26 protein-coding genes and 2 pseudogenes are annotated in these 22,190 nt (G+C 63.1%); 20 read left to right on the top strand and 8 right to left on the bottom strand.

Annotated elements, in window-relative coordinates; genetic code table 11:
• Positions 1 to 11: 11 nt before the first annotated feature.
• From tnpB to LH19_RS03840, 3 genes and pseudogenes are all read right to left on the bottom strand, one after another.
• A complete protein-coding gene (gene tnpB / locus LH19_RS03850) occupies positions 12 to 365 on the bottom strand; it encodes an IS66 family insertion sequence element accessory protein TnpB (RefSeq protein ID WP_039575474.1) in 354 nt (117 codons plus the stop codon).
• Positions 362 to 766, bottom strand: a complete 405-nt coding sequence (tnpA, locus tag LH19_RS03845; protein WP_081997356.1) for an IS66-like element accessory protein TnpA — start codon at positions 764 to 766, stop codon at positions 362 to 364. Before tnpA ends, tnpB begins: the two co-directional genes overlap by 4 nt.
• A gap of 84 nt (positions 767 to 850) precedes the next feature.
• A pseudogene (locus tag LH19_RS03840) lies at positions 851 to 1,189 on the bottom strand (IS481 family transposase); the annotation flags it as partial.
• Between the two features lie 6 nt (positions 1,190 to 1,195).
• Here LH19_RS03840 and LH19_RS03835 point away from each other — a divergent pair.
• A pseudogene (locus LH19_RS03835) lies at positions 1,196 to 1,544 on the top strand (integrase core domain-containing protein); the annotation flags it as partial.
• Positions 1,545 to 1,741: 197 nt separating this feature from the next.
• Here the strand turns inward: LH19_RS03835 and LH19_RS27675 are convergent.
• On the bottom strand, positions 1,742 to 2,218 hold the full coding sequence (locus tag LH19_RS27675; RefSeq protein ID WP_081997358.1) for a helix-turn-helix domain-containing protein: 477 nt from the start codon (positions 2,216 to 2,218) through the stop codon (positions 1,742 to 1,744).
• 364 nt (positions 2,219 to 2,582) lie between these two features.
• Between LH19_RS27675 and LH19_RS03830 the strand changes: the two genes are divergently transcribed.
• From LH19_RS03830 to LH19_RS03750, 16 genes are all read left to right on the top strand, one after another.
• Entirely contained in the window at positions 2,583 to 3,419 is an 837-nt protein-coding gene (locus LH19_RS03830) for a DsbC family protein (RefSeq protein ID WP_081997359.1), read from the top strand.
• 184 nt (positions 3,420 to 3,603) lie between these two features.
• Positions 3,604 to 3,918 (top strand): hypothetical protein, encoded by a 315-nt coding sequence (locus LH19_RS03825; protein ID WP_039575476.1) that lies wholly within the window; start codon positions 3,604 to 3,606, stop codon positions 3,916 to 3,918.
• 137 nt (positions 3,919 to 4,055) lie between these two features.
• Positions 4,056 to 4,322 (top strand): type IV conjugative transfer system protein TraL, encoded by a 267-nt coding sequence (locus LH19_RS03820; protein WP_039575478.1) that lies wholly within the window; start codon positions 4,056 to 4,058, stop codon positions 4,320 to 4,322.
• Between the two features lie 8 nt (positions 4,323 to 4,330).
• Positions 4,331 to 4,972 carry a TraE/TraK family type IV conjugative transfer system protein gene (locus LH19_RS03815; protein ID WP_039575480.1) on the top strand — a complete coding sequence of 214 codons (642 nt, stop codon included), beginning with the start codon at positions 4,331 to 4,333 and terminating at the stop codon, positions 4,970 to 4,972.
• Entirely contained in the window at positions 4,956 to 5,720 is a 765-nt protein-coding gene (locus LH19_RS03810) for a type-F conjugative transfer system secretin TraK (protein WP_039575481.1), read from the top strand. The genes LH19_RS03815 and LH19_RS03810 overlap by 17 nt, the downstream gene beginning before the upstream one ends.
• Positions 5,717 to 7,009, top strand: a complete 1,293-nt coding sequence (locus tag LH19_RS03805) for a TraB/VirB10 family protein (protein WP_039575483.1) — start codon at positions 5,717 to 5,719, stop codon at positions 7,007 to 7,009. The genes LH19_RS03810 and LH19_RS03805 overlap by 4 nt, the downstream gene beginning before the upstream one ends.
• A gap of 29 nt (positions 7,010 to 7,038) precedes the next feature.
• Positions 7,039 to 7,647: a TraV family lipoprotein gene (locus LH19_RS03800; protein WP_039575484.1), complete on the top strand. Its 609-nt coding sequence runs from the start codon at positions 7,039 to 7,041 to the stop codon at positions 7,645 to 7,647.
• Complete coding sequence (locus LH19_RS03795; protein WP_039575485.1) at positions 7,644 to 10,172, top strand: TraC family protein; 2,529 nt, start codon at positions 7,644 to 7,646, stop codon at positions 10,170 to 10,172. The genes LH19_RS03800 and LH19_RS03795 overlap by 4 nt, the downstream gene beginning before the upstream one ends.
• Complete coding sequence (locus tag LH19_RS03790) at positions 10,169 to 10,501, top strand: hypothetical protein (protein WP_039575486.1); 333 nt, start codon at positions 10,169 to 10,171, stop codon at positions 10,499 to 10,501. Before LH19_RS03795 ends, LH19_RS03790 begins: the two co-directional genes overlap by 4 nt.
• Positions 10,502 to 10,786: 285 nt before the next feature.
• On the top strand, positions 10,787 to 11,413 hold the full coding sequence (locus tag LH19_RS03780; protein WP_039581035.1) for a conjugal transfer protein TraW: 627 nt from the start codon (positions 10,787 to 10,789) through the stop codon (positions 11,411 to 11,413).
• Between the two features lie 525 nt (positions 11,414 to 11,938).
• Entirely contained in the window at positions 11,939 to 13,027 is a 1,089-nt protein-coding gene (locus LH19_RS03775) for a TraU family protein (RefSeq protein WP_232014684.1), read from the top strand.
• A gap of 327 nt (positions 13,028 to 13,354) precedes the next feature.
• The gene (locus tag LH19_RS03770; RefSeq protein WP_321164053.1) at positions 13,355 to 15,301 is read left to right on the top strand and encodes a hypothetical protein; all 1,947 of its coding nucleotides are present in this window, start codon (positions 13,355 to 13,357) and stop codon (positions 15,299 to 15,301) included.
• Positions 15,298 to 16,407 (top strand): conjugal transfer protein TraN, encoded by a 1,110-nt coding sequence (gene traN / locus LH19_RS03765; RefSeq protein ID WP_039575491.1) that lies wholly within the window; start codon positions 15,298 to 15,300, stop codon positions 16,405 to 16,407. The genes LH19_RS03770 and traN overlap by 4 nt, the downstream gene beginning before the upstream one ends.
• Positions 16,379 to 17,272 (top strand): type-F conjugative transfer system pilin assembly protein TrbC, encoded by an 894-nt coding sequence (locus LH19_RS03760; RefSeq protein ID WP_039575495.1) that lies wholly within the window; start codon positions 16,379 to 16,381, stop codon positions 17,270 to 17,272. The genes traN and LH19_RS03760 overlap by 29 nt, the downstream gene beginning before the upstream one ends.
• The gene (locus LH19_RS03755; RefSeq protein WP_039575497.1) at positions 17,244 to 17,843 is read left to right on the top strand and encodes a S26 family signal peptidase; all 600 of its coding nucleotides are present in this window, start codon (positions 17,244 to 17,246) and stop codon (positions 17,841 to 17,843) included. The genes LH19_RS03760 and LH19_RS03755 overlap by 29 nt, the downstream gene beginning before the upstream one ends.
• Positions 17,840 to 18,718 carry a conjugal transfer protein TraF gene (locus LH19_RS03750; RefSeq protein WP_039575499.1) on the top strand — a complete coding sequence of 293 codons (879 nt, stop codon included), beginning with the start codon at positions 17,840 to 17,842 and terminating at the stop codon, positions 18,716 to 18,718. Before LH19_RS03755 ends, LH19_RS03750 begins: the two co-directional genes overlap by 4 nt.
• A gap of 35 nt (positions 18,719 to 18,753) precedes the next feature.
• Here the strand turns inward: LH19_RS03750 and LH19_RS03745 are convergent, their stop codons facing one another.
• Positions 18,754 to 19,164: a type II toxin-antitoxin system VapC family toxin gene (locus tag LH19_RS03745; RefSeq protein ID WP_039575502.1), complete on the bottom strand. Its 411-nt coding sequence runs from the start codon at positions 19,162 to 19,164 to the stop codon at positions 18,754 to 18,756.
• The gene (locus LH19_RS03740; RefSeq protein ID WP_039575504.1) at positions 19,161 to 19,412 is read right to left on the bottom strand and encodes an AbrB/MazE/SpoVT family DNA-binding domain-containing protein; all 252 of its coding nucleotides are present in this window, start codon (positions 19,410 to 19,412) and stop codon (positions 19,161 to 19,163) included. Before LH19_RS03740 ends, LH19_RS03745 begins: the two co-directional genes overlap by 4 nt.
• 94 nt (positions 19,413 to 19,506) lie before the next feature.
• Between LH19_RS03740 and LH19_RS03735 the strand changes: the two genes are divergently transcribed.
• From LH19_RS03735 to LH19_RS03725, 3 genes are all read left to right on the top strand, one after another.
• Entirely contained in the window at positions 19,507 to 20,037 is a 531-nt protein-coding gene (locus tag LH19_RS03735; RefSeq protein WP_052208289.1) for a thioredoxin domain-containing protein, read from the top strand.
• Positions 20,038 to 20,229: 192 nt separating this feature from the next.
• The gene (locus LH19_RS03730; protein WP_223181289.1) at positions 20,230 to 20,505 is read left to right on the top strand and encodes a hypothetical protein; all 276 of its coding nucleotides are present in this window, start codon (positions 20,230 to 20,232) and stop codon (positions 20,503 to 20,505) included.
• Between the two features lie 4 nt (positions 20,506 to 20,509).
• Positions 20,510 to 21,226 (top strand): nucleotidyl transferase AbiEii/AbiGii toxin family protein, encoded by a 717-nt coding sequence (locus LH19_RS03725; RefSeq protein WP_052208291.1) that lies wholly within the window; start codon positions 20,510 to 20,512, stop codon positions 21,224 to 21,226.
• A 310-nt stretch (positions 21,227 to 21,536) separates the two neighbouring features.
• Here LH19_RS03725 and vapC read toward each other — a convergent pair whose 3' ends face one another.
• Positions 21,537 to 21,941: a type II toxin-antitoxin system VapC family toxin gene (vapC, locus tag LH19_RS03720; protein WP_039575509.1), complete on the bottom strand. Its 405-nt coding sequence runs from the start codon at positions 21,939 to 21,941 to the stop codon at positions 21,537 to 21,539.
• Positions 21,938 to 22,132 (bottom strand): type II toxin-antitoxin system VapB family antitoxin, encoded by a 195-nt coding sequence (locus LH19_RS03715; protein WP_039575512.1) that lies wholly within the window; start codon positions 22,130 to 22,132, stop codon positions 21,938 to 21,940. Before LH19_RS03715 ends, vapC begins: the two co-directional genes overlap by 4 nt.
• Between the last annotated feature and the right edge of the window lie 58 nt (positions 22,133 to 22,190).

Genomic DNA, 22,190 nt, shown 5'->3' with positions numbered 1-22,190 from the left:
ATTTTCACGGCCTATAACGCCATGACCGGACGCGCCACACGCGGGGCATGAACACGCGCCCAGTCGAGCCCTTCGATCAGCGCCGAAGCCTGCGCCGCGGTAAGGCTCATCACCCCGTCGCCGAAGCGCGGCCAGCGGAACGTGCCCGTCTCGAGCCGCTTCGTCACCAGCACCAGGCCGGTCCCGTCCCATAGCAGCAGCTTGATCCGATCGGCGCGCTTGCAGCGGAACACGAACATGATTCCGGAGAAGGGGTCGCGGTTCAGCTCGTGCTGCACGAGCGACGCCAGGCCCACCATTCCCTTGCGGAAGTCGACCGGCTTCACCGCCGCCAGCACCTTGAGCGGTCCCGGCGGGATGATCATGTCGACACCTGCACAGCCAGCAGCACCCGCTCGATATGGTCGGCCGTCACGCCGTCGGGAATGCGGATCGTCATGCCCTTGATGTTGATGCGGATCTCGGCGCCGCTGCCCTGCGCCTTCGGCTCCTCGACCATCGCCGGAACGAAGGCCGGCGCGTCGTCCGATTCCATCCGTTCGCGCGCTTCCCGGCGCCAGGCGTAGAGCTGCTGCGGCAGGATATCGTTCCGGCGCGCGATATCCGCGACGTTCGCCCGCGGCGCCATACTCTCGGCGATGATCCGGGCCTTCGCTTCCGGCGTCCACTGCCGACGCTCGCGACCCGCCGGGATCACCTCCATCGGGCGAGCACGACCGTTCCCGTTGCTTTCGAAGCTACTTTCGAACGTCGTTACATCGCCCATCGCTAGTTACGCTCCCGATACAGAAGGCGCGCAACATAACGATCTCAGAACATTCGAAAATGTGGGGGTAAATTAGCGCTTACGGATCCTGTATGGCACCGTCTTGATAAGCACGCGCAGGAAGGCTGCCGCGGCAAGCTTGGTCGCCCGGCGATAGATGCGGGCGAACACCAGCTTCGAGGTGCGGTCCACTTCGACATAGAGGAAGCCTCTTCCGCCTTCATAGCGCAGTTCCGCGATATCGACGTGGAAGTAGCCAATCTCATATTTCTTGAACTTCTTCGGCTTCTCCCGATCGGCTTTGGGCAACCGACTGATCCCGTGGCGTTGCAGGCAACGGTGCAGCGACGAGCGTGTCAGGTGTGGGATCACGTCCTTCAGCGCGATGAACACGTCGTCGAGCGGCAATCGCGCCTGCACCGGACACCGGATGTGTTCGAGGTGCTGGAACGGGGCTGCGCGCAAGTGGGTTATCCCGCCTCGATCAGGGCTGACAATGGCAGCGAATTTTATCTCCCGCGAGCTCGATCTGTGGGCCTACATGAAGGGCGTGACGCTCGACTTCTCGCGGCCTGGCAAGCCCACCGACAACGCGTTCATCGAGAGCTTCAACGGCAAGGAATGCCTTAACGCCCACTGGTTCATGAGCCTGGATGACGCGGTGCGAAAATGCGAGGCTTGGCGTAGGGACTACAACGAGGTACGACCGCACAGCGCGATCGAGAACAAATCACCGATATCGCTCATGTTGGCATCAGCGGCACATGGCCCGCCCTGATGTCAGCACGCTGGAAGGCTGCCAGCAGGGCGGTCCAGAAACGGGTAGCAGCTCAGAAGCCATCGAGTATCTTGGCAAGTTCTGGACGATCCTGGGATGTCGGTTTGCCCCAAACTTCGTCGTTCTGATCGCAATGCAACTCGGGTACGCAAATCCTTGTCCCTGGTTCACTTGACAAATTTTCAGAAGTAGCAATTTTAGCTCCTATCCTGAGTAGCAGGTAAAGATTGTGCTGTTCTTGACTGATTTTCAGCAGGGACTCGAACCTCGGCGCGCAGAGGTTCCTGGGCGCGTTCAAATTCGCCGCGGTGTGCAGCCCATCCTGCTCGTCTGCCGATATGAGTCCAGATCAGATATTCGATGTCGGCCCATTCGAATGGCGCTGGATCGATCGACGAAGCTTGGCTGTAGTCAGGGTCCAACAAGGGAAGAAGGACGAACGCGGGCGCGAGACGGAGCGCCGCTGCGCAACGTAAATGGTCATCGAGCGCCACGGCCGGGTTACCGCTCTCGATCTCTCGTAGCCAACGAACGCTCAATCCAACTCTGCGGGCAAGATGCTCCTGACTCAAGCGACGGCGAAGACGCTCGCTTTCGATGCGCCGCCCAGAGAACTCCTTGAGCTGATCCAGCGAAGCGACGCCGCCCTTCTCGCATGTCCTGGTGTCCGACATGAGCTTCCGTCCGAATAGTATGTGGTGCGCTAGCGCTCCATGCGAGGCTGGCTATCGCTGAGCGACACAGCAAGTAGAGATGCTTTCAGTCTATTAGCTTCGTTCATCTTCAACGATTTCAGTCTGTGTCGCGCCTGACGCAATTCCCTTCAATTCATTGATTCCAATATGAAAGTTGGAATCACGATGCTCGGCTGCGGCACAATCGTGCCGCCTTGGGGAACGCGCCTGCCCTCACGATTGCCGCTGGCTCACAGCGCGTCCATCTATCCCTCCGTTCCGACCGGCTGACTTATCACTGGCTGCCTCATCGGACGTTCACGCAACCCACATCGAACGGGCGCCGTCGCGCCAGGGAGGACTCATGTCATGCGATTCCGCGAACGATCGTGCTGCGCCTCGATTCCGGTTATCGTCATTATCGGCGAACGGCCCCTTCAAGAAACCTGCCGTCTTACTGGCGGCGGCCGCACTTCTCGCCTCGCCGGTCGTTAGTGCACAAGAGAAGACGGAGAAGGTGTTGCTGGCAAAAGCCGCAGCGGAGGCGGAGCAGCAACTCAAGCAAACCTTCACAAATCTCCAGTTCGATGATTTCGAACCGGCGCCGGTGAAAGGCGCGATCTATCAAGCGAGTGCTGGCGGCCGGATCGTCTATTATGCGCCCGAGAGCGAGCATCTCTTGTTCGCGTCGATCTTCGACAAGAACGGCGTCAATCTGACAGCCCTCGCGCAGGAAGCCGGCATCTCCAACCGTCTGAAATCGATAGACTCCTCACAGGCGCTTGAAATCGGCCCCAAGGATGCGCCGACGGTGATCGAATTTACCGATCCCGACTGCCCCTATTGTCGCGCGCTTAATCGATATTGGGCAGCGAAGGCCGCCGAGGGAAAACCGGTCCGGCGTCTCATATTCTTCGTGAGCGGCATCCATCCGGAAGCCGCGGCAAAGTCCGAGCACATCCTGTGCTCAGTCGATAAGGCGGTAGCCTTTAAAGCCATCTATTCGGGTGCCGCCCCGACAGCGCTGCGAACCTGCGCTGAAGGCCGCGGAAAGGTCGAAGCTCACGCCAAAGTGGTCAGCGCCGCTGGCGTCAGCGGGACGCCGACCTTGATCGTGGGGGGCAAGCTCATCTCAGGATTTCAGCAGGCCGAGATCGAGGCATTCCTATCCTCGGCGAAGACCAACCGTGTTTCTCGCTGAATTCCATCTCTTCATGGCGGCTGCTCGGACGCAGAGAGCATCATCGCTCTCGGTCCCAACGCACCGGAATGCCGGCGGCGACGCCCCTTCGGGCCGTCCAGCACCGCCGTCGGCCGACAACGATCACCATCGATGCCGGCAGGCAGAGTTCAGGGCGGCCCAATGCCCAAGAAAGCAATCATCCATGGTCAAAAAACTTACCAGAACCGTACTTTCGGCCGCCGATGTCGGCGTACCGGTCCTGCTTCTGTCGCTCCTCGCGGCAAGCGTCCACGCCTTTACCGCGCCCGTGGCGGGGGATCTCGGCTACGACATCTACGACATTGTCGTGAACCAGGGTGTCAAAGGCCCGCTCGGCTTCGTCGGGGGTGTCGCCGCCTTCCTGTTCGGCGTGTCGCGACTGTTCAGCAATATCATGATCGGCATCCCGACGATCGTCGCTGCCGTCTGCCTCATCAAGGCGGACAGCATCCTTCAGACCTTCGGCATGGTGATCTGACGGCATCGGAACGTGGGCAAGCATTCGGGTTCCACGCTCGCCCACGTTCCGGTCACCGGGAGGAAGTGCTCCCGGACCCTCGTCCTCGCTTTCGATTTGCTTCGCTGGTGAGGACCGTAGCAGGAGGAGAAGGGTCGATGGACGAACGCTTGCCCCAATATCTGCACAAGCCGGTTCAGATCCTGTGGTTCGGATCGGACGAGTTCGTGTTGGTGGTCACCACCATCTTCGTCGCCGTCATCGTCGGCGGACTGGTCGGTTGGGCGTTCATCGCGGCCCTTCTCCTTTTCCTGCCATGGAAGCGCGCGCAGCCGCGCGGTTTCCTCGCCCATCTCGCATGGCGCTGGGGGATGCTTCACTTTCGCCATTATCCGGGTCCGACCCAAACCCGATTTTACGAGTGAGGCCGCAGATGTTCTCGCGTCATCGCAAACCCCGAAGCGCGCCGGTCGACCCGCTGCTCGGTAAACCCGCCAGCTTCGGGATCCATCGTTACATTCAGGGCTCATCGAACCTCTTCGAAGAGAACCGGCTGCTCAAGTTCGCGATCGTCGGGCTGTTCGGCATTACCGCGGTGCTTGGCGCGGTGATTTACAGCTCGGACCAGAAAGAGCGCACGGTGGTCGTGCCGTTCGGTTCGGGCGGCGATCTCTATGTGACCGGCTCGAAGCCATCGGCCGCCTATATCCGCACGATGACGCGCAATATCGTCGCGCTCGCCGGGACCTATTCGGCCTACTCGGCCGACCGGCAGTTCCAGGAACTGCTCTCGATCGTCCACCCATCGGCGTACAACAGCATGCGCGACAGCCTGAACAGCATATTGGACGATCTCGCGAACAATCCGACGCTGTCAATCGCGACCTACATCCGCCCCGACCAGCCCGTGCAGTGGACCGACCGCGACATCCTGGTGCCAATCGAGAAGGTTCGCGTGATCGGCGGCGTCATCCGCAAGTTCCGCGGCGATCTTCGCATTCGCTACGCCGTCGAAAATGGCCGCTTCTGGCTCGTCGCGCTCACCGAGGAGAAATTCGATGTCCAGCCTCGCTAGGCTCGCGGCGGCGCTGCCCGTTGCCGCGCTGCTGTTGCCCGCGCCCGCATCGGCGCAAGCCATCACCGTCCTTCCCGACCAGATGAGCACGATCCGCCTCTCAAACCGCGACGTCAATCATATCGTCTGCGTCGGCGGCGAGATCGAGGATGTGAAATTCTCGGCCGAAAAGGCGATCGCGGTCGAGCGGGCGGGCTCCGACGCATGGGTCAAGTTCCTCGTCAAGGAGGTCGACGACATGGGAATGGTAACGCGCAGCTATGTGACGACGCCCTCGGAGTTCTTCATCAACTGCAACGGCGCCATCTATCCGCTCTATGCCGAACCCGCGGAGATTCCCGCGCAAACGGTCACGCTTACGCCCGGACGGCCGCAGCTCGCGCGGGCGAACGAGGAACTGCTTGGTCCGCTCGTCGAAGAAGAGCGGGCGGTGTCGGTCACGCTGGCAATGCTTCAGGACCGCGTGCCGGCGAGCTTCACCGAGATAGCGCCGCGGTCGGGGACGATCACGATTGCCGCCATCCCTTCGGCGCAGCTGGTCGAGCGGCGCCGTCTCGCGATTGAAGGCTCCGGCCTTTCCGTCTCCGAGTATCGTCTCGCCAGCGATAGCGACGCCGTTCTCGAGGAACGGCAGTTCTTAGACCGCGCCCTCGGCACCGACATCTTCGCGGTCACGCTCGACCGACTGAGCCTCAAGGCGGGCGAAGACGCGCGGCTGATCGTGATCCGCCGGGAAGACGGCGAATGAACGACACGCCCGAACAAGAGCCGCTCGATCTCGGCGAGGTCGGCAAACCGCTTCCGCCCGAGGCCACTCGCGGCCCCGCTCTTCTCGCATTCAAGGACCGCTGGGCGACGCTGAGTTCGAAACAGAAGCTGCGCGCCAAGCAGTTGGGTGTCGCGGGCGTCGTCGCGATGCTCGGAACCGGTCTCTACACGGCGAGTACAGGCGGAGATGAGAAGGCGCCCGAGGCGCCAGCGGCGACCAAGCTCGACATGGGCGCCGGTCTGCGCGGCGACAGCCTCGAGACCAAGCTGCGAGGCGACCTGAAGAAGATCCTCGATGGCCAGACCTTGCTCGGCGACCGCGTCACCGCGATCGAGGAGGGCAAGGTCGTGCCCGGCAGCAAGCCAGGCGCACCTCCCGACGGCGACCCCGGGCTTCCCCCGGCTCTGCCGGGCGCGATACCAGATTATCCACCCGCGCCCGGCGATGCCGAAATCGCGACAGGCGAGATCCCGCCACCTCCTTCACCACCGGCGGCGCCCCCTGCTCCTCCTGCGCCCCCGGTTGAAAAGGCCGTCGGCGGGATCGGCACCGCGGTGACCGCTCTCGGGACAAGCGCCGCAGCCGACGGCAAGAATGCACAGTCTGGCGCTAAAAAAAAGACCCGGACGATCTATTTGCCGCCTGGTTTCATGAAAGCGCGGCTGCTGACCGGGATCGACGCGCTCGCGAGCCGCGATGCTACCTCGAACCCCGAACCGCTGATTGCGCGCGTCCAGGCGCCCGCCGTGCTGCCGAATGACGTCAAGGCCAATCTCTCGGGCTGCTTCGTCATCGGCAATGCAACGGGCAGCCTCGCCAAGGAGCGGGTCGAGGTCCAGCTCGTGTCGCTGTCCTGCGTCGATTTCGACGAACGCTCGGTGGTCGACCAGCCGATCAAGGGTTTCTTCGTCGACACCGACGGCAAGAAGGGGCTGTCGGGCAAGGTGGTAACGCGCGCCGGCGCGAGTCTCGCGCGCGCCTTCATCGCCGGCACGATCAGCGGGATCAGCCAGACGGTCGAGAACACGGTCGGTGACGTGTCGACATCGGCCTTGGGTTCGGTGCGGACGCTCGATGTCGGCGACGCCGCCAAGGTGGGGATCGCCGGCGGCCTCTCGAAGTCGTCCGACAAGCTCACCGACTTCTATCTCGATCTCGCGCGGCAGGCGGGACCTATCGTCGAAGTGGGCGCCGCCAAGGACGTCGTCGTCGTCATCCAGGAAGGCGTCACGCTCGAGATCAAGCCGACCGCCGGGAGCAAGTTCTGATGCCCCCGCCCATCCTCGGAGGAATATCGATGACCGATATGTCAAACCGGCGCCGCGCGCGCCTCTGCTCAGCCGCACTCTTGCTTGCCGGCGTCTTGCCACTCTCAGGGTGCGCAACGCTCGGCTCAGCGATGTCGCCGTACAGCGAAAAGTTCAGCTGCAAGAACGACGATCACGGCCAGTGCATCCATCCCGAGAAAGCCTATGAGGATGCGGCGGAGGGCCGGGCTTCGCGTTCGGACCCGGCGGTGACACGCGACAAGATATTGCTCAAGGCGAACCAGCGCGGCACCGCGCGCCGAGGACGCAGCGATGCTGATGCCTATGGTGATTACCGCGACAGCGTCTACCGGGAGCTTCAGGGGCTGATCGAGGCGCCCGAGACGCCGATGCTGCGGCCGGCGCAGGCGGTGCGAACACTGATCCTGCCCTATGCCGATCGGAACCGGCCCGACCGGCTCTACATGTCGCGCTTCGTCTATTCGGTGCTCGAGACCCCCTCCTGGGTCGTCGGCGGCTATCTCGTGCCGCTGGTCTCAGCCGCGGCGCGCGTGCCGGTGCTCGAGCAGATCCGCGAGGTGCCCGGAAGCGAACTGACGCCGCCGGTTGTGCCCGCGCGCGCGGAGCCGCGGCCATGAAGGCGCCCGGAACCGGCGGTGGTCTTACCTTCTCCGACCTGCACCGCGCCGTTGCGCGCGACCGCTATTCGGATTTCCTCCCGCTCGTCGCCTGGGTCGAGGAAGAGGAAGCCTTTCTCTGCATCGATGATGGCTGGGGCTATGCTTGGGAGTTGACCCCTGCCGCCTATATGTTCGCGCATGTTCACCAGGCGCTGCTCGGCCTGTTCAACGTCCAGTTTCCCGAGAACAGCGTCGTCCAGCTTATCAGCTTCGCCGACCCGCTGATTGCGCCAGCGCTCGACGCCTATCTCGACCTCAAGACCCGGCCAGATCCGCTGATCCAGGCATCGGCGCGCCGGACGCACGCTTATCTGAACGAAGGCCGGGACGGGCTTGGCGCGCTCCACGGCATTCCGGTGCGTGATTTCCGGACCTTCCTCGCTGTCAAAACGCGCGCCCCCATGCACAGCGACCTGCGCCGCCAGATCGAAGAGCAGCTTGCCAAGCTCGGCATTCGCCGCGTCGAGCCGCACGAAATGATCTCCTTCTATCGCCGTATCTTCAACGGCGTCTTCGAGGACGCTCCTGGCGTATTCGCCAGCGGTGCAGCCGGGCACCCCGCCCCGCCGATCCGCAAGCAGATCGTCGATGCCGGACCCGATCTCGCTTTCGACGGACCCGAAGTGTTCCTCGGGGGCCAGGTCGCACGCTGCCTGACGCCGAAAGCGCCGGCGAGGCGGGTTACCGCGGAACGCATGAACCGGCTGATGGGCGGGATGCGCGGGAGCGCCGAGGACAGCGACCAGATTGGCGGCCCCTTCCTCTATTGCCTCAACATCCTCTTCGACCATTCGCAGTTCGAAATTCACAAGCGCGCCCAGATATTGTCGGCGCAGAAAGCGGCGGGCAGCTTTGCGGTCGAGGTCGGCAAACAGATCGAGGAAATCGGCTGGGTGCTCGACGAGGCCGGCAACAGCCGTTTCGTCTCGGTCATGCCGACCGTCTGGGTGTTCGGCCGCGATTCCCATCACGCCCGCGAGATGGCCGCGCGCGCCAAGCGCCTCTGGGAAAGTGAACCGCTGCCCTGGATGGTGCAGGAAGAATCCTACCTCAATCCGATCTTGCTGACCGCGAGCCTGCCGTTCGGCCTTTATCCCGAGCGCCGAACGATCAAGATGCTCGAGCGCGATTTCCGGATGCCGGTGAAGGCGGCAGCGCTGATGGTGCCGATCCAGACCGACTTTCGCGGAGGCGGCCGCCCTGCCCTGCTCTATGTGGGCCGCAAGGGTCAGCTCGTCACACTCGACCTCTTCGATCCGCGCATCAACAATTATAATTTTGTGGTCGCGGCCGAAAGCGGCGCGGGCAAGAGTTTCCTCCTCAACGATCTCTGCCGGCAATATTATGCCCAGAACGCCCTCATCCGCATCATCGACATTGGCGGTTCCTACCGCAAGCTCTGCACCCTCTGCTCGGGTCGTTATATCGACGTCGGCGAGGAACGGCTGGTTCTGAACCCGTTCGACCTCGGGCTCGCGCTCGACGGCGAGGACAAGCATTCGGCGATCGCGATGGCGGTCGCGATCGTTGCCGAGATGGCGAACGCGGCGACGCGCAAAGGCGTTTCGACCTCAGAATGGAATCTCATCAAGTCGGCCGTCCAGTGGACGATCGATGGGGGCTATGCCGATGAAGGCATCGACTGGGTCCGCGCCTGGCTCGGTGCCTATCCGCAATTTGCCGCAGCCGATCTCGACCGTGTCGAGCATCTGAAGCCGGTCGCGCGCGAGCTCGCGTTCAATCTCAGGGATTTCGGCTCGGATGGCGCTTACGGGCACTTCTTCAACGGGCCGTCGACCTTCGACATCTCCGCCGACGAGTTCGTCGTCCTCGAGCTCGAGCGGCTGAAAGCCATGCCTGACCTGTTCAACGTCATCGTCATGGTGGTGGTAAATGCGGTGACGCAGGAGCTCTACCTCTCGGCGCGCGACCGGCCCCGCTTCGTGCTTTGTGACGAAGCAGCGCAGTTCATGACGAAAAGCGATGGTCAGGATCTGTCGCGGCTGGCTGAAGCCTTCGCACAAGGCTACCGCCGTGCCCGCAAATATCAGGGCAGCTTCGGCATCGTCCTCCAGTCTATGAACGACCTCACGCTGTTCGGCGGCACAGGCCAAGTCATCCTCGAGAATGCGGCGACGCGGTTCCTCCTGCAAGGCTCCACCTATGATCGTGCTGTCGAGAGCAAAATTCTTGACTATTCCGGGTTCGTCCTCGACCTCCTGAAATCGGTCCGCAACAACAAGCCGAACTATAGCGAGGTCTTCATCGACTCTCCGCTCGGGCTCGGGGTCGCGCGGCTTGTCGTCGATCCCTTCAGCTACTGGATCAACACCAGCGCGCCCGGCGAAGTCGCGGCGTTCGAAGCACTGATCCGGGCCGGGCGATCGCCGCTCGAGGCTGTGTGCGAGCTCGCCGACGTCGATCCCCGCGAGATATTGGGCGATCGCCGCGACTTGCCGCGAGCATCGGAGCCAGCGGCATGAAGCGGCCTTCGCTCCATCCCGACGAGCTAGCGATGCAGCTCGACGCCATGTTGCCCGCCGATCGGGCGCTGTTCGACGCGGCCGTTGCGGCAGTGGCCGAGCGGCAGGCACTGGGTTGGCGGTTCCGGCTCGTCATGATCGAATCCGTCATGATGGCTGGCCTCGTTCTCATCGCCGGACTGCTGGTTGACCAGCCGACGTCGCTGTTTACGCAGGCGTCGGTGACGGTCGGAATCGCTTGCTTCGCAAGCGGGCTGCTCCTGATCTGGCTCTCGTCCGTGACGAGCGGTCTGATGCTCCGGTGGCGCGGTCATCGGCGGACACGATGAACGGCCTCCTCTCCCACGCTCCTTCGCCCATCGCGGTCAGGTTGGCCGTCGGTGGCCTGATGCTCGGCCAGGCGCAAGCCCTCATCCTCTTCGCCGCGCCCGGCCCAATCGCGAACTCGCCGCGATCGCTCATCGTCGTGCTGAGCCTTCTCTCGTTGGTTTCACTTGTCGGTGCGATCATCGGTGTTGGCAGCTCCGATCCGCGAGAAAGATGGAGGAGATATCGTCGTGGAACATGATCGCGGTAGCATTCGAGTGGCCGCCTGGCAGTTTGGCACCTCGTTGATGCTCGTGTTTGGGGCATTCGTCATCGCCGCCACGGCGCGTGGACAGACCGCGGCGGTCGGGCGCACCTGGGCGATCGCTGAACCCGATGCCCTTTCTGAAATCGAGGCGCGCGTTGCGCAGCAGCCGAAAAGCATCGCGGGTCGTTTCGGTCCGCGTGAGAAGTGGAGCGCAATGCAGTCAGCCGCACTCGGCGTTGCGCGCGCGAACAGGAAACGAAGCGTCGTGCCGTTCCACACGCTCGATTTTGAGGTCCGGTTGGACGACGGCAAACTGCTCTATCCCAAAGGCTACACCTTCAACCCCCTCACCTATGTGTCGATGCCGCAGCGCCTGATCGTGGTTCATTCGCGCGACCTGAACTGGGCGCTTGGCCACGCGCGGGCGAGCGACTGGATATTGCTCGCCGGGGGCGGCCCGGAGGTGACCGACCCGATCGCACTCGGAGAGAAGGTTGCGCGCCCGCTGTTCATTCTCGAAGAGCGCGTGAAGGAGCGGCTCGATCTTCGCGTTGCGCCGGTCATAGTCGCGCAGGTCGGACAAAAGCTCGAGGTCAGCGAGTTCGCGCTTGAACGAAAAGGCCCGGCTCCCGCGAGCCAAATCCTACGCTCGGCGAGCACGCCGTAATTTCGCCAGCTCTTTTTTGGCGCCTTCATCCAATCGCAAATCCGGTCATCCGCCTATTCGGACGCCGCGACCCAGGGGAGCTCTACTCGGAAACGAAGACAGAGTTCTTCATCTTGACGCCCGCCTGGCTTCGGCTGGACGGGCGTCTTTTTTTACTTCGATGAAGTTCGCAAGATTCCGCAGGGTCCCATTTGGCCCGATCGTCGACTTCGTTGATGCCTGGAGGAACTCGCTTCGCAAGAAGCGAGCTTTGGTGCCTTCCCTTCGCCATGGTCTGGTCCGCAAGGACGCGACGGGACCGCGAGCAGACATCTGATCGGCAAATCCAACCTCAGCGTCACGGAAGCCGGCCCCGCACCGCTGATAGCGGCAACGATGTGCCCATCCGCGGCATATCCTTTCCCATCTGGTTGCGACGAGCATGTCGGCGGGTCCATCTCCGCTTCGGGCAGGCCAATCGCCCATACAGAGCGCCGAAGCCTCATCCAACCTTTTCAGCGCCCTACCTGGCGGAACGGAGAAGTCATGCCAGCTTGCCGACACTTGCGCGCGACTTCCGCATCGGGGAGCAGCGGCGCCAGGCGCCAAGTCGAGCCGAAGAAGACGCGCCGGTCCTTTCGCTGGGCGGTACCCGTCGGGCTCGGCGCAGTTCTCGCTTTCATCCCCGCTCCAGCGCAAGCATCCAAATGTCCGAGCGACACGATCTTCAACCCGATCACCAAGGTGCGTTGGAACTGCATCTTCCCCATCACCATCGGCGGCGTGCGCGCCGGCAGCTACGACAAGCTCGACAAGGCGCTCGACGCACAATCGGCGTCGAAACCGCTGTGTGCGTGCCGCAAAGGTGCAACCTTCTGGTTCGGTGTCAAGGTCAGTTTCTGGACTCCGAACCGGATGATCGACGTGGTGACCGAACCCGGCTGCATGATGGCGCTCGGCACGGACATCATGGCGACCGGCGGCAAGCTCCAGGGCAGCCAGTCGTCGATTTCGGACGGCACGAACACGACGAAGTTGTTCGCGCAGATGCACTATTATGTCGCGCCGGTCTGGAAGATGCTCGACATGTTCAGCGATCTTCCGTGCCTCGAGGATGACGGTTTCGACGTCGCGCTGATGACCGAGGTGATGCCGACCTGGCAGTCGGGGACGCTGGGAGCGATCATCCAGCCCGAAGGCATCCTGTTCGGCAATCCCGCGGCCGGCCTTGCCTGCATGTCCGACAGCGCCGCGGCGGCAGCGGGCAAGGTCATCGACCCGCTCTTCTGGTGCATGGGCAGTTGGGGAAGCACCTATCCTGTCGCCGGCGACATTCACATGGGCGACCGCGTCGAAGCCTGGGCGGGGCTGGCAGCGCGCGGCACGTTCATGATGGGCCGGCTCGGCGCGCTGACCATCCATTCGGCGGACGGCTGCTCGTTCAAGCCGCAGCCGATCTGGACCAAGAGCCGATACAAACTCCAGCTCATGGAGCCGGTGAAGGGCGGCAAGTGCGTCAACATCGGCCGTCCCGGCGCGCTCTGGACCTCCGGCAAACACGCGCCGGGCAAGGACAACGCCCAGTTCATGCTCTTCGAGAAAGCGATCTGCTGTGCCGGCATTTCGACGCCCTGACCCGGCACTCCCCGATCGTCTCGTGCGCAGCCCGGAATCGGCCCGGTCTGCCCGCCACAGCCCCGGTGGCTGCCGGCAGGCGCGCGAGGCGGGAGCGGCGCCCTGCCCCCTCTCGGGCGCCGCTCCACCTGCAGACGATACGGGTAAATTGCCATCGCCACAAGCGAGACCGGCCCTGATCCCGCCGTGTCCTCGGGTAAAAGCGGTGCTCACGGTGTTCGACGGCCAGGCCGTCTATCGGCACCTCTCGCCCGGATCCGATGACTTCCGGGCGGGAGACCTGTTTCGGCTCGCGCATGGATCGCGCACTGTGGACGGTGATCGTTCGTGAAGCGCTCGGTTTCTCTCCTGTTGCTGCCGATGGCGGCAATGGCTTCCGCCAGCACACTGGCGCAGTCAGTCGAGGACCGCGCGCGCGCAGCCGCGGAAGCTTCTCGCGCGAAGTCCTCGACCAGCAAGGCGATCCAGGAGAATTACCTCACCCCCGGCCTCAGCGGACAGCCGATCGCGACGGTCGATCGCAGCCAGAGCTTTACGCCGAGTCTCGCCTGCCAGAAAACATCGAGCCTCCTCGAAATCCTGATCCAGCCTGACGGCACGGGCGACATCAACACCGTCCGCATCGCCCGCGACACCGATCTCGACGGCAGCTTCGACCGCGTGTCCACCTTGCCCGTGCCCGTCTCGGGCATCTGCGCCAACGGCGTCATCGCTTGCCAGCCCGGAAGCTGGAACGCGTGCAACTATCATCGTTGGAACGTCGATGTCTCGGGCGACCTGGGGCTCGCCGCCGCCGAAATGGCCGAACTCGCGGGCTGCTATTGCATCAACAATAGCTGCGGCGCGAATCTCGTGATGGACAATCTGCCGTCGGTGCTCAAGGATCTCGGCGGCGGCGCGATCGGCGCACTCACGAGCCACGATCCCCGCGTCGGCGTGGCCGAGGCGCGCATCAACGGCCCGCTGATCCAGTATGTCGGAGCGCAATCAACCGCCTGCACGGCTTTGCCGGACCTTCCGCAAACAGCCTATCGCGGCCGTCCGACTTCGATCCTCGGCGACGCCGCGGCGACCGCAGCCGGAAGCTCGCTGTTCCAGAGCCTCAAGGGATCGCCCGCCGGCATCGGCAAGGCCGAACAGGTCCGCGCCTGCACGATCGAACGCGACGTCACACTGCGGCCGCTCGCGTATGAGGATATCGTCTCCGCGACGGGCGTCATCTATTCGGTTCAGGGCTGCGGCGAAGGCTGCCGACGCTTTCGCATCATCGGAGATGGCAATTGCAGTAGCGCGCCGCCGATCTTCACCGCGCGCTTCGAAGTCAGCGACCCCGCGAAGCTCCTGTCGGCGCGGATCGTCGAGATGGGCGCCGACGACTGGGTCCAGGGCCGCATCAACGGCCGCGTCGTCGGCTCCGCGGGGCCGCGTCCGTGGCTGACGACAGGATTGCCTTCAGGCGACTGCCGCACCGATGGCGGCGCGGCGCGCAATTACACCTCCTATGATTTTACCACCGACCTGCGGGCGGGGCCGACGACGGTGTCGGCACGCGTGCGCGGCGGCGGCGGCGGTGCGCCTCTCACGACCGAATGGGGACTGGTCGACGTCGAGATTCGCGTTTCGGACGCATGCGAACCGAGCGACCGGCTCGTCGACCAGTGCGCAGATATTGGCGCCAATCAAAAGTGCCGCCTCGACAGCGAGAGCGTCGATGGCGTCCAGACGTTTCTGAACGGCGTCGGCACCGGCCTTCGCCCCCTCCCGCGGTCGCGCCAGTTCGGCACGGGCAGTTGCACCGCTACCCTTACCCGCGACTTTTTCCTGCGCCAGCGGACCTATAAATGCGCGATCGACACCGGCGCGATGCCCGAACCCGACCTGTCGCGCGGCGCCTATATCATCGATCGTTCGACCGAGACGCTGCTCGCCGACCGCGTTCGGACGGCCGACGGCGGCAGCGCCGCGTCTACGCGCGCCTTCGCGCTTCCCGATCGCGGCTCGGTTCCAGCTTGCGAGGCGGTCTGCAAGACGCGCTCTGCGAAAGCCAATACCGACGCGGCGCCTGCGGGCGTCGTCGGCGCGCAGCAGACCAGCCCGACCGGCTTCGACACCTTCTATCACGCCTGCTCACCGGGCAATGTCTGTCCCGCCGGTCCCGGCGAGACCATCGTCACGCCCTGCGGCTGCCTTGATACCTTTCCCGAGGCGGTGGTCATGATGCAAACGGTTAGGCTCGCTGGCGCCGATCTCGCCTGCACGGCGACAGCGCGATGATGGGCCGCTTTCTCTTCTGGCCGTCGCGCCTCGCGCTGATCCTGTTCGGCATCGTCGCCTTCGCGCTCGCCGTTTACGCGTCGGCAGCGCAGGCGCAGCAGATTTGCGCGGTCGACCTCAATGGCAATGGTGACGCCGACGACGCGGGCGAGACCGCTAGCTGCGTCGGGATGCAAGGTGGTAGCTGGCAGTGCCCGATCGAACGGGCATCGTGCGCGCCCGAGCCCGGCGGCGCGTCGTCCTGCCCGCTTGGTTCGCAATATGCGTGCGAGACGCTGGCGAGCGGCGGCGTGCCGAGTTGCTCGCCGAACGCCTGCATCGATACCGCGGCAAACCCGATCGAGGATGAACCCGTCGTCGACGATCCGGGCGCGCCCGCCGACGGCGAAGTCGACACCGACGGCAATTGTCTCGGGAACATCGAGATATTCGGCGGCCGCGCGCTGCGCTGCCGCCCAGCGGGCCTCAAGACAACCTTTTCCAACTGCTGCAAGGACAAGGGTAAGATCGTCAAGGACGGAATGGGCTCGTCGATCGCGTCGACGCAGACGAAGATCGCGATCGCCAAGGGCGTGTTCACCGGAGCCCAAGCCGCCTATGCCGCCTTCCAGGCGGGCGCGACGGCAAGCCAGGCGGCGAGCGCGGGCGCCAATGCGATCATTGTCGGCATCGATCCGACCTCGATCGCGATCAGCCTCGCGGTCAACGTCATGATCGAGTTCCTCCTCTCCTCCTGCGACCAGCAGGACATGGAGACGGGCATGCTACGCGGCTCGGGCATGTGCGTCGAGGTCGGCTCCTATTGCTCGTCGAAGATCCTCGGCATCTGCGTCCAGAAGTCGCGCAGCCATTGCTGCTTCAATACCAAGCTCGGCCGCATCATCCAGGAACAGGGCCGCCCGCAGCTGAAGTCGTTCGCGGATGGCTGGGGACCGGTGAAGACGCCGAACTGCCGCGGGTTCACGCCCGAAGAGTTCCAAGCGCTCGACTTCAGCCGAATGGACCTCTCCGAATATTATTCGGAAGTTCAGGCCCGCGCGCAGGCCGACATCCAGTCAGACATGAAGGATCGTATCGATGCCTATATGCAGGCCATCGGCCGCTAGGCGCCGCGCCGTACTCGCGGTGGCGCTCGCCGACGTAGCCGGCATCGCCGGCCTTGCCGCAGCGCAAATATCGCCGGGCATCGACGACAACCCGTCGGCGCGCGAGAAGGTAGAACGCGAGGGCGAAGCGGCGATGGACCGGCTGAAGGGCGCGGTGTCGCGCCGCAAAGCCCAACAGCAAAACGGCCCATCTGACCTGCCGAAGCCGAGCGAGGTCGAACGCCGGCGCGCCTTCGAGGCGATGCGCGACCGTGCCAAGTCGCCAGCGATGGAAGCCCGCGCCCGCGATGCGCTTGAGACCGGCAAAGACCGCTTCGCCGCAGAGCGCGAGGCGATGGCGAAGCGGCTCGGCCAGGCACTCGGGCTCGAAGCGCCCGAGATCAAGGCCGTCGCCGATGCCGGTCCGGCGCCGGCGGCGAAAGGCTGGGTGCCTGTGCTGTTCGTCTCCTCGTCGATGCCGACGTCAACGCTGCGCACCTATGCAGCGCAGCTCGAGAAGGCACGCGGTGTCCTCGCGTTCCGCGGCATGCCGGGCGGGATGGCCAAGGTCGCGCCGATGGCGAAGCTCACCGCCGAGATTCTCCGCCTCGATCCCGGCTGCGAGGGACCGGCATGCGTGATGCGCGACGTGCAGGTGATCGTCGACCCGCTGGTCTTTCGCCAGCACGGCGTCACCCGCGTGCCCGCGCTCGCCATGATCCCGGGCGATCCGGTGCTCCCCTATTGCGAGCGCGAAGACGAAAGCCCGCGCGCTGCGCACGTCGCCTATGGCGATGCCGCGCTTTCTGGCTTGCTCGAGGAAATTGCCCGCCTCGGCGGAAAAGAGGAGGTGCGCGATGCTCAGTCTCGCCTGGAAGGCCGGTAAGCATCTGGCGATCGGTTTGAAGGGACTGCCGCGGCGCGCAGCCGTTGCGCTCGGCAGTCCGGGGCTCGGCGAACCCGCACGCCCCGACCGGCTCTGGAAGGCGACGGCGCTCCTCGTGCCCCTCGCGCTGCTGACCTGGTGGGCGATCCCGCAAGCCATTCTCGTCATGTCACCGTCGATCGACGCCTTGGCGGTGCGCGCGGCGCCGGGGCCGATCGCCAAGGGCGACCTCGTCCTGTTCATGCTCTCACATCCGCTGGCCGGCTCCGAGCCCGTCAAGGTGACCAAGCGCGCGCTCTGCATGCCGGGCGAACGGATATCGCTGATCGAAAAGCCATCTTCGATGGAGCCCGATGCCATGGATGGCTGGTATTATTGCGACGGCGTGCTGCTCGGCGTGACCAAGCCTTATGGCCGGGGTGGCCAGCGGCTCGACTATTGGCGGCCCGATCACGGGCTGATCCCGCCGGGATTGATCTATGTCGGCTCGCTGCACCCGAGCGGGTTCGACAGCCGCTATTACGGACCGGTGCCGATCGCGCGCCTCACCCGCATGGAGAAGCTGCTGTGATCCGCCCTGCCCTCCTCGCGGCGCTCATCACGGCCTTCCCCGCCGCCGCGCAGCCGACCTCACCCACCCGCGAACCGAAGCAGGGCTATTGGTGGTATCAGGCACCGCCGCCGGTCGAAGATGCGGATGCCGAGCCCGACGCGCTGATGAAGCCGGCGATACCGCCGATGGCGGAACTGGCGACATGGACGCCGCCCAAAATCCGCAAGCTGATCGAGCAGCAACGCGACTATGCCGCGACCGTGCTCACCGTCGACGCGGTCGCGGACTTCTGGCGGCTGCAGGACTTCGCGCGGCGCAAGGCACGTGCGTTCGCAGGCGTGACTCAGATCGCCTTGCTCCAGAACCCCGAACTCAATGCCAAGTCCGCCAACCCGATCGTCGGCGACGCGCGCGCGGCGATGGGTGCCGAGAAGGAAGCGGTTCGCCGCCGGTATCTCCGCGCCCACGCAGGCCAGTTCGCGCTCGTCATGTTCTCGCGGAATTCCTGTGGCTATTGCCGGGTGCAATGGCCGATCCTCGAACGGTTCCGCGAGGAGACGGGCTGGCAGGTCACACAGATGGATCTCGAGCGCCGTCCCGAACTCGGCCAGCGCTTCGGCGTCGAGATCACGCCGACGACGATGGTGATCCGCCGCGACAGCTCGGCAAGGATGGTGATCGCGTCGGGTGTCGAATCCTATCCCAATCTCGCGCAGACCACATACCAGGCCGTGCGGCTGATGCTCGGCGACATCCGCCCCGAGCAGTTCCTGACCGGCGCGGGCGAGGAAGATGGTTTCTTCGATGCGCTCGGCAACGGGCCGGTATCGGCGACCGATCCGCGCGCACTCGGCGGCGATTTGGTGGGCGCAAGCATGGAGCCGCGTCGATGACAGCGTCTATTGCCGCGCAGCGCCGCGCAGTCGGATCAAGCTTTCGATTGATCGGGGTTCATCGCAGCTTGCCCATGCTTTGCCAGAAGGCCAACAGCGCCTCGATCGAAGCTCACGAAGGTCTCGCCTCCCAGCCATTGGCCATCGTGGGCGATGACCCCATCAGCGAAGTCTCCACCTTGCTCCAGTATTGCAAGCCCCGCTTCAACAGCCTGTCGGTCCGCTGCGACATTGCCGGCGTCGATAAGCAATCTGACCGATGCAGCGACCCTTGCCGCCTCATAGCGATACACTTTCCTGAGCACCCAGCAGAACTCGCACAAGGCCGGAAGCGTCACAGCAATAAGTTCTGCTTCCTTCAGGAGCTTTTTTGCCAAGGGGCTTTGAACGGGATCGTCCAGCGTTGCGGATCGGACGAGGATATTGGTGTCGGCAGTAATTTTCACAGCTGTCCGGCCCAGCCCTTTTCAATGGCCTCATTCATCTCCTCGATCGAGATGGGCCGCTGGCCTTCCCGCTTGAGTGACCCGAAGAAATCCTCAATCTTTCCGGAAGGCCTGATGGCCCGAATCTTGATTTCACCGCCGGGGAGTTTGTCAAAGCTGATCTTGTCGCCTGGATGGACGCCGAGATGCCTGAGCAATTCCTTCCGCAGCGTGACCTGCCCTTTCGCGGTAATGGTAACAGCGTTCATGTGGCGAGTCCTTTCAATAGCACAAGGTAAGAGCAAATCCCCTTACCTGCAAGGCGAGTTCAGTATGTTGGCGCGATGTGCAAGCGCGCTGAGCATGAGCATCCTAGTCATTTCGCCCGGCATGGCGCAGACTGTCAGCCGCGAGGATGCAGCGCGCGCCGCGATCCATCCGGTCGGAACAACTGCGGCGATGAACCACTGGCTCTCGCGCGTTCCGGTGACGCGCGCTTTCCCGCCGGACTTTACCGAGGAACTGCGCGGACGCAGTTCGGCCTTCGTCGTCGAGATGAGCACCGCGCCCGGCTGCGTTCCCTGCGCCGATCTCTGGACCAAGCTCGGAAGTCTGGGAAGGCGATATGGCTGGCAGGTCCGCGCCATTTCCGCGCAGGAAGCGATGCTGCGATCGGGCCGGCTCGGCTTGCCCTGGATCGGGCATCCGGTCGCATGGGTGCGTCCGATGAACGATACGAACCGGATCATTCCAATCGCCGTCGGGACCGATCATGCGCCCAATTTAGCGCGCAACCTCTATCTCGCCGCGAAGATGCTGACGGGCGTTCGCCCAGCGGTAGGCGTCCGCGCACTCTCGAAATTCACTGGAATCGTTGGGGGCCCGTCGCGATAAGCCGGACGGAACTTTCTTAGCTCTGGCGCGGAATCTGCTTGAAACATCAAAGCCATGATGCATGCTTCATAAGCTGAATCTGGTCTTGTCATTATTGCCTCGCGTCGGGCGTAGGACGCGACCTGAGCGAGATTCTTGTTTTGATAACCGCTCGCGACTATATGAAAACAACGATCCAAACAGGATCGTGTTATGAGTGGAATGATGGCAAACGCTGTAACTCAAGTGCTGACGACGGTGAACGCCCCTTATGGGGCGGCCGTTTCCGCACATCAGCTTGCTGCCATGATCGTCGACTTGAAGAGCGCGATTGACTGCAACGCGCCGGTTTTCGCTTTCTTCTCCGAAGTGCCGCTGAACGTCCAGGAACAGTTCATGGCAGCGATGGGCGTAGACGCAAGTCAAGCGAGCCAAGTCGCCGATAAAATCTCCGAACTTTCGGGCTACACGCTACCGCTGGCGGCCTGACGCCGTGTCTGCAAAGCGGCCGAGCGAATGGCCGGTCCTTTTCAATCTCGCCGTAGATATTCTTGACCATTTCAGGAAGGCGAACGGCTTCGCGCCTCAGTGGAGCTTCGGCGGCGGAACCGCACTGATGCTGCAGATCGATCATCGTGAAAGTCACGACATCGACCTGTTTCTGGACGATCCACAAATCCTCCCATTTCTCAATCCGGAAACGCAAGGCATCAAACTCGATCACGCTCCTGACAGCTATCAGGCAGGCACCGATATGCTGAAGCTTGCTTATCACGATCTGGGCGAAATTGATTTCATCTGCTGCGACAGCATCATTCCAGATCCAACACGAGCGCACGACGTTCAAGGTCACGCCATCGCGCTTGAAACGCCAGCGGAAATCATCGCTAAAAAGGTCTTCTATCGCGGTTGGAGTTTCCAGCCGCGCGATATGTTCGACCTTGCAGCGGTCGCCGAGCATTTTGGACCCGACTATGTAGTCGGGGCTATTGAGCATTGCGGCCGCGCGAGGTGCGAAACGGCTCTGGCAGTCATCAACAAAACGAATCCCGCCTATGTTGAAGGGATTATTGGCCAGCTCATGCTTCGCGAAAAGACGCGCAATCTCGTTGCCCACTCCCGAGAAATCAGTCGAGACCTGATCGGACGAGCTTCAGCGAAACAGCCTATCCTGAATCCGGATACCCGGCCGCATGAGTCCGACCGGTGAACGATACGAACCGGATCATTCCGATTGCCGTTGGCACCGAATCATGCGCCCAATATCGCGCGCAATTTATATCTCGCCGTAAAGATACTGACCGGCATGCGCCCTGCAAGCCGGGGTCCGGGCGTTTTCGAAATTCACGGGAATTGTTGCTCAGGGGCCGGGCATCTCATTGCAGCGCCGAACGAAGCCATAATTTCGATCGAATGCCGGTTCGAGACTCCCTTCAAGGCGACGAGGCCAAGTTGGCCGATCACTTATCCTTGCAAATCTGGAGCCACGGTCCAGATTTGCAAGGATAAGTGATCACACATCAACGTGCGCTCGACATGGCCGACGCCAGTCCGAGATGCTCCACAAAGGGTTCAAAATCGCGATCACTATAGAGCAGTGACAATCCATCCTCGATGCATCGCGTGGCGATCAGCGTATCGATTGTCTTGCGAACGGTAATCCTCTTTCCGCGCAGGGTCTGAAAGTTTCGGGCCGCCTGGATTGCGACGTCACGACCTCCGATATCGATCTGGTCGAGAGACCCCATCAATCTTAGCGCGACGTTGAAGGCGCGATCGCTGGTAAAACCTTGCAGAACCTCGGCCAGAATGATGTCGCCGGTCAGCAGCGGTTCCGCGCCAAGCAACGCGTCCAACCTCTCCGTCTGCGGTGTGGCATCGCCCCGGAAGTAATTGATCCAGACGCTGGAATCGACGAGGATCACCCGTCGGTTCTCATGGCGTCAAGATCGCCCGCCCAGGTGAGCTTGCCCCGGAACCTTCGAATCTCGTCCTGTTTGCGAAGCCGAAGCAACGTCCGCAAGCCGAGTTCAACGGCCTCGCGCTTCGTCTTGAGACCCGTCGCGCGAAGAGCTTCGTTCATAAGATTATCATCGATGACGATGTTGGTCCGCATGATGTGTATCCTTTTCTTAGATCATACACATACGATCCTTTGAAAGCGTTTGCAATCC

This window comes from Sphingopyxis macrogoltabida, from assembly GCF_001314325.1.
GTDB lineage: Bacteria > Pseudomonadota > Alphaproteobacteria > Sphingomonadales > Sphingomonadaceae > Sphingopyxis > Sphingopyxis macrogoltabida.
This window is presented reverse-complemented; position numbering and strand designations above follow the sequence as displayed.